Genomic DNA, 12026 nt, shown 5'->3' on the forward strand with positions numbered 1-12026 from the left:
GTGTCGCTCACGGGCCTCGGTCACAGGCGTTCGAAGGAGCGGCGAAGCTCCCAGTCGGTCACCGCGGCGTCGAACGCGTCCACCTCGACCCGCGCCATGTTGCGGTAGTGGGCCACAACCTCGTCCCCGAACGCGTCCTTGGCCCGCGGGCTGTTCTCCCAGAGCTCCGCGGCGTCCCGCAGGGTGCGCGGGACGTGCTCGTAGGCGGCGGCGTACGCGTTGCCCGCGCACGGCTCTGGCAGCTCCAGCTCGTTCTCCAGGCCGTGGAGCCCGGCGGCGATCATCCCGGCGACGGCCAGATGGGGATTGACGTCCCCGCCGGGCAGCCGGTTCTCGAACCGCAGCGACCTGCCGTGGCCGACCACCCGCAGCGCACAGGTGCGGTTGTCCCGGCCCCACGCGACGGCGGTGGGCGCGAAGGATCCCGGCTGAAAGCGCTTGTACGCGTTGACGGTCGGCGCGTACAGCAGGGAGAAGTCGCGCAGCGCGGCGAGCTGGCCCGCCAGGAAGTGCCGCATGACCGGCGACATGCCGCCGGGACCGTCCCCCGCCATGACGCTGGAGCCGGACTCGTCCTGGAGGGAGAGGTGGATGTGGCAGGAGTTTCCCTCCCGCTCGTTGTACTTGGCCATGAAGGTGAGCGAGACGCCCTCCTGCGCGGCGATCTCCTTGGCTCCGGTCTTGTACACGGCGTGCTGGTCGCAGGTGGTGAGGGCGTCCGCGTACTTGAAGGCGATCTCGTGCTGGCCCGGGTTGCACTCGCCCTTGGCGGACTCGACGGTCAGCCCCGCGCCCGCCATCTCGTTGCGGATCCGGCGCAGCAGGGGCTCGACGCGGCCGGTGCCGAGGACCGAGTAGTCGACGTTGTACTGGTTGGCGGGGGTCAGGCCGCGGTAGCCGCTGTCCCACGCCTGCTCGTAGGTGTCGCGGAACACGATGAACTCGAGTTCCGTGCCGACGTGCGCCGTGTAGCCGTGGGCGGCCAGGCGCTCCAGTTGGCGCCGCAGGATCTGCCGGGGCGCGGCGACGACGGGTGAGCCGTTCTCCCAGGCGAGGTCGGCCAGCAGCAGTGCCGTGCCCTCGTGCCAGGGAACACGGCGCAGGGTGGACAGGTCGGGACGCATGGCGAAGTCACCGTAACCACGCTCCCAGGAGGACATGGCGTACCCGTCGACGGTGTTCATGTCGGTGTCGACGGCGAGCAGGTAGTTGCAGCCCTCCGTGCCGTGCTCGAGGACGTCGGCCAGGAAGAACGGGGCGGCGAACCGCTTCCCCTGGAGACGGCCCTGCATGTCGGGGAAGGCCAGGACGACCGTGTCGATCTCGCCGCTCTCCACGAGGAGACGCAGTTCCTCGACGCCGAGCGGGGGTGTGCGGTCTGCCACGGGTCTCGCTCCTCCTTGGATCGACCGGAAGCCATAAGGTATGCCTGGAGACCTTTGGTTGGGAAGTGATGCGGAAGAGGAGCCGGCGACGTGGCGACGAAGGACGAGCCGACGGATCCGCTCACTCCGGTGCTGCGGCCCGTGCGCGCGGGAAACGGGTTCGAGGAGGCCCTGGAGCAGATCCTTCAGGTCGTGCGGCTCGGCCTGGTGCCGGGCGGCGAACGACTGCCCGCCGAGCGGGCACTGGCGGACCGGCTGCGAATCAGCCGGGTCACTCTGCGCGAGGTGCTGAAGGTGCTCCAGGACGAGGGGCTGCTGGAGAGCAGGCGCGGCCGCTACGGCGGGACCTTCGTACGGCCGCGGGCCGCCGCGCCGCCCCGCGGCGCCGAGGAGGAGCTGCGGCGGCGGGTGGCGGACGTGGACATCGAGGACGTCCTGCGCTTCCGCGAGGTGCTGGAGGTGGGCGCGGCGGGGCTGTGCGCCACGGCGGCGCTGTCCGGCGAGCGGGCGGAACGGCTGCGGGCCGCGCTCGCCGCCACCCACGACGCGCCCCTGACGGAGTACCGCAGGTGCGACACGCTGCTCCACCTGTCCCTCGCCGAGCTGTCCGGCTCCGCGACCCTGACCGCGAGTTACGCGGCGGTGCGGGCGACCGTCAACGGCCTGCTGGACTGCATACCGCTGCTCGTGCGGAACCTGGAGCACTCGCAGCGCCAGCACACGGCCCTGGTCGAGGCCGTGCTGGACGCGGACGCGGACGCGGCGCGCGAGATAGCGCGCGAGCACTGCGGGGGTACGGCGGCCCTGCTGCGGGGCTTTCTGTCCTGATGCCCGGGCACGGCGGGCCGGCGCGGCACCTCCCCCGACGCGGAGCAGCCGTAACAGCCTGTTGACGCGGGGGACTTGCGCGCGACCTGCCCGGCCGCAATGGTATGGCCTCACACCTTTACCCTTCCCGAGGCAGGAGCTGATCATGCCCGACGGCACCGATTCGCGCGTTCCGCCGCCCGCTCCCACCGCTTCGCCCTCCGGACAGTCCCTCGCGCCCGGCACGGACGCCGACTACCTCCGGCGGCGTTCCCTGCGCCGCGGCAGCGCCGGCTGGCTGCTGCTCACCGGCCTCGGGGTCGCCTACGTCGTCTCCGGGGACTTCTCCGGCTGGAACATCGGCCTGTCCGAAGGAGGCTTCGGCGGTCTCGCGATCGCCACTGTGCTCATGGGCGCGATGTACGCCTGTCTGGTCTTCTCGCTCGCGGAACTGTCCGCCATCCTGCCGACCGCCGGCGGCGGATACGGTTTCGCCCGCCGTGCGCTGGGCACCTGGGGCGGCTTCCTCACCGGTACGGCCATCCTCATCGAGTACGTCCTCGCTCCCGCCGCGATCTCCATCTTCATCGGGGACTACGTCGAGTCCCTCCACCTCTTCGGGCTCACCGCCGGCTGGCCCGTCTACCTGGCCTGTTTCGCCGTCTTCATCGGGATCCACCTCTGGGGCGTGGGCGAGGCCCTGCGCTTCAGTCTCGTCGTGACCGCGATCGCGGTGGCCGCGTTGCTGATCTTCGCCGTCGGCGCCTTCAGCGAGTTCGACGCGGGCGGTCTGAACGACATCCCCGTCGACCACGACGCGTTCGGGGCCAGTTCCTGGCTGCCGTTCGGACTCCTCGGCATCTGGGCCGCCTTCCCCTTCGGCATGTGGTTCTTCCTCGGGGTGGAGGGAGTCCCGCTCGCGGCGGAGGAGGCCAAGGACCCCGTCCGCTCGATGCCCAGGGCCCTGTCGATCGCCATGGGCGTACTGGTACTGCTCGCCCTGATCACCTTCTTCGCGGCGACGGGGGCGCGCGGCTCGGCCGCCGTCCAGGAGGCGGGCAATCCGCTGGTGGTGGCCCTCCAGGGCGACGGTGCCCCGACCCCGCTGAGCCGGTTCGTGAACTACGCGGGGCTCGCCGGTCTCGTGGCATCCTTCTTCTCCCTCATCTACGCGGGCTCCCGGCAGCTCTTCGCACTGTCCCGGGCGGGTTACCTGCCCCGTTTCCTGTCCCTCACCAGCGCCCGCAAAGCCCCCTATCCGGGTCTCCTCATCCCCGGCGCCATCGGATTCGCGCTCGCCGCGAGCACCGGTGACGGCGGCCGGATGCTCAACATCGCGGTGTTCGGGGCGACCATCTCGTACGCGCTGATGGCCCTGTCCCACCTCGTGCTGCGCCGCCGCGAACCCGCGCTCCCCCGCCCCTACCGCACGCCCGGCGGGGCGCTCACCTCGGGCGTGGCGTTCTTCCTGGCCCTGTCCGCGCTGGTGGCGACGTTCCTGGTGGACGTCGCGGCGGCGGTCATCGCGCTGGTCGTCTACGCGGTCGCCCTCGCCTACTTCGCCCTCTACAGCAGGCACCGGCTGGTCGCGGCGGCGCCGGAGGAGGAATTCGCGGCCCTGGCCGCCGCCGAGGCGGAACTGGAACGCGACTGAGGCGGAAAGGGGAACGCGTCCGGCGGCGGACATCCGCGCGGAAACCGCGTTCTCCGCGTCAACGGGCCGAAGGTCCGGGTAGGGAACGCACCAAGCGCCCGGCACACCCCACGACGGAGGACGACCCGTGAAGCCGCTCATCGGCATCAGCACGTATCTGGAGGAGAACGCCGCGTGGGGCACCTGGAATCTCCCCGCCGCTCTGCTGCCGGCCGGGTACCCCCGGCTCGTCCGGCGTTCCGGCGGGCTGGCCGCGATGCTCCCACCGGACGACCCGGCCGAGGCCGCCTCCGTGGTGGGCCGGCTCGACGCCCTGGTGATCGCCGGCGGCCCCGATGTCGAGCCCGTACGGTACGGGGCCGCGCGTCATCCCCGTACCGGACCGCCCGCCCGGGAGCGGGACGCCTGGGAGCTGGCGCTGATCGAGGCGGCCCTCACGGCGGGCATCCCGGTGCTGGGCATCTGCCGGGGCATGCAACTGCTCAACGTGGCCCTGGGCGGAACGCTCGTCCAGCACGTGGAAGGGCACACCTCGGCCGTCGCCGGCCGTTTCGGCGAGCACACGGTGAAGCCGGTGTCCGGGACCCGGTACGGCGACCTGGTGCCGGAGGAGTCCCGCGTACCGACCCATCACCACCAGACGGTGGACCGGCTCGGCCGGGGGCTGACGGTCTCGGCGTTCGCCGCGGACGGCACGGTCGAGGCGGTGGAGCTGCCGGCCCCTCGATGGGTGGTGGGCGTCCAGTGGCATCCGGAGATGGCGGACGACACCCGTGTCATGGCCTCGCTCGTCCGCGCGGCGGCGGCCCGTGCCCGCGGAGTGCGGGCCGCGGGCATCGTCGACACGAGCGCGTCACCGCGGGCCGGCGGCACACCACGCGCCGAGAGCGCCTGACACCTGTCCTGTCCGGTCGTGCGATCACGGCGCGTGCGCGAGAGCCGGGCGCCCGGCGGACGGCGGGCCCGCGACTCCGCGCCGCCTCGCAGCCCGCGCCGCCGCCACGGGGCTCGGCGTCCCGCCTCTCCCGGCGCGGCCCGCCGCCGCCCGCGGCCCCGCGCCTCACTGCCGCGGGTCGACCGTCGCGTCGATGTGCTCGGCGACGGCCACCACCAGAATGCGCGTATCCGCCTCGGTGGCCCGCCAGCGGTGCCGCACTCCGCCGGACAGGTAGAGCGTGTCCCCGCGCTCCAGCCGGTACGCCCGGCCCTCCGCCTCCACCTCGACGGCGCCGTCGGCGACGTACATGATCTCGTCGTTGCGGTGCTGGTACTCCCGCCCGGTGTCCTGCTCGCCGGTGAACTCCTTCGCGTTCAACTGGTGCCCGCCGCGCACCACCCGGCGTACCCCGCCCCCGCCGTCCGCCGCCCGTACGACATCCACCGTGCGCGCCGAGTCGGCGGCCGCGTTCAGCCGGGCCGGGGTCGTCTCCAGGGCGTCCGCCACCCGTTCGAGCGAACGGACACTCGGCCGGGCGCGCTCGTTCTCGATCTGGCTGAGGAAAGGCACGGACAGTCCGCTGCGGGCAGCCACCGCCGCCAGGGTCAGGCCCAGGGACCTGCGCCGCCTGCGGACGGCCGCGCCCACCCTGAGCGCTTCCTTGTCGTCCATGACTGGCTCCCTCCCGCCCGGATCGTCATCCTCTCAGAGTTGACGCCGGTACAAGAGCTGTCCTGCCTCACCCGCGACCGATCCCACTGATACGAACACGTGAGCGAAGAGAACGGGTGTTCCCCGGATCCATGATGCGCGCCGCCGGGTGAATCGCAAAGGCCCGGGTCAGCGGGCCCGTTCGGACAGGGGAGACGCCCGGTTCTCCGGGCCGGGACAGGCCGAAGGGGTGGCCCCGCCCAGCGGCGAGGTCCACCCCTTCCGTGCCCGGTGCGGGGGCACCACGGACGTGTCCGTCGTGCCCGTCCGCTACGGCGCCCCTACTGCGGGGCCATCTTGTCCGCGATGCCCGGGTTCTCCTTCATCCACGCCGCGACGGCCTCCTCCTCGTGACCCGTGCCGCGCTTCTGGATCTCGTTCTCCAGGCCGGCGAGTTGCTGCTCGCTCAGCTTGAAGTCCTTGAGCCACTTCGTCAGCTGCGGGTAGTTCCCGGGGAAGTCCTTGTGCGCGACGTTCGTGAGCCGGTCACCGTCGCCGAAGGTCTTCCTGGGGTCCTTCAGCTTGATCAGGTCGTACTCCTTGTAGGCCCAGTGCGGGGTCCACAGCGTGACCGCGATCGGCTCCTTCTTGGCGTACGCCCGCTTCAGCTCCGCGAGCATCCCCGGCGTCGAGCCGTCCACGACCTTGTACTCGTCGTCGAGCCCGTACTCCGGCAGGACCTTGTCCTTGAGGACGTTCATCTCCTCGGTACCGGGCTCGATGCCGACGATGCGGCCCGCGAACTCGTCCCCGCGGCCCTTGAGATCGGCCAGCGAGTCCACTCCCTTGACGTACGAGGGGACGGCGATCTCGCGGGTCGTGGGCCCGTACCAGGACCCGAGCTGGGTCAGATCGTCTCGGTACTTGTCCCAGTATCTCTTCTGCGCGTTGGGCAGCCAGGCGTCGAACTGGACATCGACCTGGCCCTCGGCCATCGCCGCGTACATGGGCCCGAGCTCGAACTGCTTGAGGTTGACCTTGTAGCCGCGCTCCTCAAGGACCGCCTTCCACAGGTAGGTGGCGGCGATGTCCTCCTCCCAGGGGAACCAGCCGATCTCCAGGGGCCGCTCACGCTCGTCCTTGCCGTTCGCGGCCTTGCCGGCCGACTGCGCGGAGCCGCCGGCCGGGGCCCACTTGTCGGCGAGACCCGGGTTCTCCTCGAGCCAGGCGCGGACGGCCTCCTGCTCCTTGCCCTTGCCGGTGGCCTGGATCTTGGCTTCGAGACTCGTGAGCTGCTCCTCATTCATCTTGAAGTCCTTGAGCCACTTGGCGACCGTCGGGTTATCCGACGAGAAGCCCTTGCGCGCCAGGGTGTGGACGCCGTCGCTCTCCGCGCCGAACGCCTTCTTCGGGTCCTTCAGCTTGGTCAGGTCGTAGTCGCTGTACGCCCAGTGCGGCGACCACAGCACGACGACGATCGGCTCCTTCTTGGCGTACGCCCGCTTCAGCTCGGCGAGCATGCCGGAGGTGGAGCCGTCGAGAAGCTGGTACTCCTTGTCGAGCCCGTACGCCTTGAGGACCTTGTCCTTCAGCAGGCCCATCTCGCCCGCGCTGGGCTCGATGCCGATGATCTTGCCCTTGAAGGTGGAGCTCTTGCCCTTCAGGTCCTCGAGCGAGTTGACGCCCTTCACGTAGGACGGCACGGAGAGTTCCAGGGAGGTCTTGTCGTACCAGGCCCCCATGTCCTCCAGCTTGTCCTTGTACTTGTTCCAGTAATTGGCGTGGGTGACGGGCAGCCAGGAGTCGGTCTGGATGTCGATCTGGCCGTTCGCCTGGCCCGTGTAGAGCGAGCCCGCCTCGTACTGCTGGGCGTCGACCTCGAAGCCGCGCCGCTCCAGCAGTTCCTTCCACAGGAAGGTGGAGGCGATGCCCTCGTCCCAGGGGATGTACCCCATGGTGATCTTCTTGCCCTGGCCGACGTTCTCGGCGCCGTTCGCGGTCTCGCTCTTCGAGCCGCCGAACATGCCGATGCCGCCCGCGACGAGCGCGAGGACGACCACGCCCGCGATGGCCACGACGGGCTGCGGACGGTGGTTCCAGATCTTCAGCCCGCCGGCCATCTCCTTGGCCTTGGCCAGCGCACGGCGCCCGACCGGGGACGCCTGGAGGCTGAGCGCGCCGGTGATCCGGTCCAGGTACATGGCGAGGATCACCACGGAGACGCCCGCCTCGAAGCCGAGGCCGATGTCGATGTTGCCGAGCGCGCGGTAGACGGCGCCGCCGAGCCCGCCGCCGCCGACCATGCCGGCGATGACCACCATGGACAGGCCGAGCATGATCACCTGGTTGACGCCGGCCATGATCGTCTGGAGGGCCAGCGGCAGCTGTACCCGGAGCAGGGTGTTCTTGGGCGTGGTGCCGAACGCCTCGGCGGCCTCCACCAGCTCCTCGTCCACCTGCCGGATGCCGAGTTCGGTCATCCGGACACCGGGCGGCAGGGCGAAGATGATCGTGGCGATGATGCCGGGCACCGCGCCCAGACCGAAGAAGACGACGCCCGGGATCAGGTAGACCATGGCGGGCATGGTCTGCATCAGGTCGAGCACCGGCCGGACGATCGCGCTCACCGTCTTGGACCGCGCGGCCCAGATGCCGAGTGGTACCGCGATCACAAGGATCACGATCGTCGCGACCATCACGAGCGAGAGGGTCTCCATCGCGGCGTCCCACAGCTCGATGGAGTCGATCAGGGCGAAGCCCAGGAAGCTGAACACACCGGCCGAGAGACTGCTCAGCCACCAGGCGAGTATCGCGAAGATGCCCGCGAGGAGCAGGGGCTCGGGAGCCGACAGCACCGCGTTGATGCCGTCGTACATGCCCGAGACGACCGAGGAGGCAGCGTCGAACAGCCAGCCGAGGTGCAGCTGGAGGAAGTCGACGGCGCTGTCGACCCAGTCGCCGAGAGGGATCCTAGGCACTTGCTACCGCCTTGTCCGACTGAGCCGTCTCGCCGTTGTCGCCCGCGTCGGCCCGGGAGCCGCCCGCCGTGCCGTCCTTCGAGAGGGGGCCCGGCCCGGCCACGGGCGTGTCCGACACCATCGGCTCACCGAGCACGGCCAGCAGCCGGGCGCGGGGCACGACCCCTATGAGATCGCCCTCCTCACCGACGACGGCCACGGCGACCCCACTGGTGGAGCAGGGGGTGAACAGGTCGATGATCGGAGCGGACTCGGTCACCCTGGCGGGCGCCGCGTCGAGCACGTCCTGGGCGGTGCGCAGTTCCCTGCCACCGTCCGTCCGGGTACCGAAGGCGGTCTCCGGGTCGGCCATGATCGCCCCGGCGGTGAGCACACGGGAGCGGTCGACGTCCTGGGTGAAGGAGGCGACGTAGTCGTTGGCCGGGGTGACGAGGATGTCCTCGGCGGTCCCCTGCTGCACGATCTCGCCGTCCCGCATCACGGCGATGCGGTCACCGAGACGCATGGCCTCGTTGAGGTCGTGGGTGATGAAGACGATGGTCTTCTTGAGCCGCTTCTGGAGCTCCAGCAGCTGATCCTGCATGTCGCGACGGATCAGCGGGTCGAGCGCGCTGAAGGACTCGTCCATCAGCAGCAGGTCGGCGTCCGTGGCCAGCGCGCGGGCGAGGCCGACGCGCTGCTGCATGCCGCCGGAGAGCTCGTCCGGCCAGGACGTCTCCCAGCCGCCCAGACCGGTCAGCTCCAGCGCCTCGGCGGCACGCTTCTCGCGCTCCGCGCGGGGCACCCCCTGCACCTCGAGACCGTACGCCGCGTTCTCCAGCACACTGCGGTGCGGGAAGAGCGCGAAGTGCTGGAACACCATGCTGATCTTCGTGGAGCGGACGTGCCGCAGCTCCTGCGGGCTGAGAGCGGTCAGGTCCTGGCCGTCGAAGAGCACCCGGCCGGACGTCGGCTCCAGCAGGCCGTTGAGCATGCGGAGCAGCGTGGACTTCCCCGAGCCGGACAGGCCCATGACCACAAAGATCTGGCCGGACTCGACCGAGAAGGAGGCATCGATCACCGCGGCGGTCGTACCATCAGCGCGGAGTTGGTTACGGTCCGTACCCTCCTTGAGCTTCCCCACGGCCTCATCGGGTCGTCTGCCGAAGACTTTGTACAGGTGTTCGGCTTGCAGCCTGGACACATACACCTCACGCGTTGAACGGAAAAACGGCCTACCACCCCCGCGGGCAGGCCGTGGAACAGGCGGGGTCGGCCCGCCCACCCGGTCGCGGTGCTTGAAGATGCAACCTGGTTCGCTCCGGCTGCGCGCCTGCCCCGGCTTACACGAGACAAACAATTAAGTGATTCACGTCACATTCGATGGCGTCGCTGGTCAGACGTACGGGGCCCGCGGGGCGACGGGACGCTGTCAGGGGGCCGCTCTGTCAGTGGGCTGCTGTCAGTGGGCTGCGGCATGATCGGGGTTGTGACGCGACGCCTGATGCTCCTCGACACCGCTTCCCTGTACTTCCGGGCATATTTCGGGGTTCCCGACTCCGTACGGGCCCCGGACGGCACCCCGGTCAACGCGGTGCGCGGGCTGCTGGACTTCATCGCCCGCCTGGTCCAGGACCACCGCCCCGACGAGCTGGTGGCCTGCATGGACGCGGACTGGCGGCCGGCCTGGCGGGTGGAGCTGATCCCCTCGTACAAGGCCCACCGGGTGGCGGAGGAGCACGCGGAGGGGCCCGACGAGGAGGAGACGCCGGACACGCTCGCGCCCCAGGTCCCCGTCATCGAGGCGGTGCTCGACGCGCTGGGCATCGCCCGGGTCGGCGCGGAGGGGTACGAGGCGGACGACGTGATCGGCACCCTCGCCGGCCGGGCGCGAGGGCCGGTGGACATCGTCACCGGGGACCGCGACCTCTACCAGTTGGTCGACGACGCCCGCGAGGTCCGGGTGCTCTACCCGGTCAAGGGCGTGGGCACGCTCCAGTCCACCGACGAGGCACTGCTGCGGGAGAAGTACGGTGTGACCGGCGCTCAGTACGTGGACTTCGCGGTGTTGCGCGGCGACCCCAGCGATGGCCTGCCGGGCGTCCCGGGCATCGGCGAGAAGACGGCCGCGCAGCTCATCGCGGAGTTCGGTGACCTCGCGGGCATCCTCGCGGCGGCCGCCGATCCGGTCGCCCGCCTCACCCCCGCCCGGCGCCGTCGCCTGGACGAGTCCCGCGCGTACCTGGCCGTCGCGCCCACGGTGGTCCGGGTCGCCGGGGACGTTCCCCTGCCGGCCTTCGATCCGGCGCTGCCGCGCGAGCCGCGGGACCCGGCCGCGCTCGTGGACCTCTCTGAGCGCTGGGGACTGCGTTCGCCGCTCAACCGGCTGCTGGAAACCCTCGGCGTCCACGCGCCGGGCCCGGCCTGAGGTGTTAGCTTAGGTAAGCCTAAGCAGCCCAGAAGTCCGCCTGTGAGCGGAAGGCAGGGAGACCACCGTGGCAGACAAGCCGGCTCGCACCTCACCCACCACGCACGAGGGGCGGGTGCTGCGCACCGAACGGCTCTCGCCGCACATGGTGCGCGTGGTCCTCGGCGGTGAGGGGCTGGCCGCGGTGCGGGCCGGCGAATTCACCGACCACTACGTCAAGCTGCTGTTCCCCGTGCCGGGCGTGACCTACCCCGAGCCCTTCGACATGGAGCGGATCCGCGCGGAGTTCCCGCGCGAGCAGTGGCCGGCGAACCGCACATACACCGTCCGCGCCTGGGATCCGACGGCGCTGGAGATGACCATCGACTTCGTCGTCCACGGGGACGAGGGCCTGGCCGGTCCCTGGGCGGCCCGGGTCCGCCCCGGCGAGACGATACGCCTCCTCGGCCCGGGCGGGCTGTACGCGCCCGACCCGGCCGCGGACTGGCACCTGCTGGTGGGGGACGAGAGCGCCCTGCCGGCGATCGCCGCGGCCATGGAGCGGGTCCCGGCCGGAGCCACCGCGCACGCCTTCGTCGAGGTCCCCGGCCCGGAGGAGGAGCAGAAGATCACGACCCCGGACGGCGCCGGCATCACCTGGCTGCACCGTGGGGACCGTCCGGTGGGCGAGGGCCTCGTCAGGGCGGTACGGGAGCTGGACTTCCCCGAGGGCGAGGTGCACGCGTTCGTGCACGGCGAGGCGGGCTTCGTGAAGGAGCTGCGCCGTCATCTGCGGCTGGACCGGGGGATCCCGCGCGAACGGCTCTCGATCTCCGGCTACTGGCGGCTGGGCCAGACCGACGAGGCATGGCGGAGCGTCAAGCGCGCGTGGAACGAGCAGGTGGAGCGGGAGCAGGAGACTCAGCAGTCCCCCGCGGCCTGAAGGGTTCCTCGCACTCTGTCCGTCCGGGGCGCGCGGCCCGGCACCACACCTCGCCGCGTTGTCGGAGAACCCGGGTAACTCCTTCCTCGAACTCTCAGCTCGGCGGTTTCAACCGGGCGTACGAGTCGAATCTCCGTTCGAACGGAGGAGAGCCCGTCCCAGGGCTCTCCGGCGCCTTGCCATCCCACCCACGGCGCCGCCGAGCCGGTCCGCACGGGCCGGCTCGGCGGCGCCGTACGCCGGCCCACCACACGGCGGGCCGATGACATGGCCGCCCGCACGGCC

9 protein-coding genes are annotated in these 12026 nt (G+C 70.9%); 5 read left to right on the forward strand and 4 right to left on the reverse strand.

Annotated elements, in window-relative coordinates; all coding sequences use genetic code 11:
• Positions 1–20 precede the first annotated feature (20 nt).
• The gene (locus IG02_RS0129045; RefSeq protein ID WP_030754458.1) at positions 21–1385 is read right to left on the reverse strand and encodes a glutamine synthetase family protein; all 1365 of its coding nucleotides are present in this window, start codon (positions 1383–1385) and stop codon (positions 21–23) included.
• A gap of 90 nt (positions 1386–1475) precedes the next feature.
• On the opposite strand from IG02_RS0129045, the gene IG02_RS0129050 reads away from it, so the two are divergent.
• From IG02_RS0129050 to IG02_RS0129060, 3 genes are all read left to right on the forward strand, one after another.
• A complete protein-coding gene (locus IG02_RS0129050) occupies positions 1476–2213 on the forward strand; it encodes a FadR/GntR family transcriptional regulator (protein ID WP_030754460.1) in 738 nt (245 codons plus the stop codon).
• Positions 2214–2358: 145 nt separating this feature from the next.
• A complete protein-coding gene (gene eat / locus IG02_RS0129055; protein WP_030754462.1) occupies positions 2359–3846 on the forward strand; it encodes an ethanolamine permease in 1488 nt (495 codons plus the stop codon).
• Between the two features lie 127 nt (positions 3847–3973).
• Positions 3974–4741 (forward strand): gamma-glutamyl-gamma-aminobutyrate hydrolase family protein, encoded by a 768-nt coding sequence (locus tag IG02_RS0129060; RefSeq protein WP_078854916.1) that lies wholly within the window; start codon positions 3974–3976, stop codon positions 4739–4741.
• 165 nt (positions 4742–4906) lie between these two features.
• On the opposite strand, the gene IG02_RS0129065 is transcribed toward IG02_RS0129060, so the two are convergent.
• From IG02_RS0129065 to IG02_RS0129075, 3 genes are all read right to left on the reverse strand, one after another.
• Positions 4907–5455: a helix-turn-helix domain-containing protein gene (locus IG02_RS0129065; RefSeq protein WP_030754466.1), complete on the reverse strand. Its 549-nt coding sequence runs from the start codon at positions 5453–5455 to the stop codon at positions 4907–4909.
• A 320-nt stretch (positions 5456–5775) separates the two neighbouring features.
• Positions 5776–8412 (reverse strand): ABC transporter permease/substrate binding protein, encoded by a 2637-nt coding sequence (locus IG02_RS0129070; protein WP_030754468.1) that lies wholly within the window; start codon positions 8410–8412, stop codon positions 5776–5778.
• The gene (locus IG02_RS0129075) at positions 8405–9595 is read right to left on the reverse strand and encodes a quaternary amine ABC transporter ATP-binding protein (protein WP_030754470.1); all 1191 of its coding nucleotides are present in this window, start codon (positions 9593–9595) and stop codon (positions 8405–8407) included. Before IG02_RS0129075 ends, IG02_RS0129070 begins: the two co-directional genes overlap by 8 nt.
• A 300-nt stretch (positions 9596–9895) precedes the next feature.
• Here IG02_RS0129075 and IG02_RS0129080 point away from each other — a divergent pair, with 300 nt between their 5' ends.
• Both IG02_RS0129080 and IG02_RS0129085 read left to right on the forward strand, forming a co-directional pair.
• On the forward strand, positions 9896–10819 hold the full coding sequence (locus IG02_RS0129080) for a 5'-3' exonuclease (protein ID WP_030754472.1): 924 nt from the start codon (positions 9896–9898) through the stop codon (positions 10817–10819).
• A gap of 67 nt (positions 10820–10886) precedes the next feature.
• Positions 10887–11741, forward strand: coding sequence for a siderophore-interacting protein (locus tag IG02_RS0129085; protein ID WP_030754473.1), 855 nt, complete (start codon positions 10887–10889; stop codon positions 11739–11741).
• Positions 11742–12026: the final 285 nt, after the last annotated feature.

The sequence above is a fragment of the Streptomyces sp. NRRL F-5135 genome (genome assembly GCF_000719775.1).
Taxonomy (GTDB): Bacteria; Actinomycetota; Actinomycetes; order Streptomycetales; family Streptomycetaceae; genus Streptomyces; species Streptomyces hebeiensis.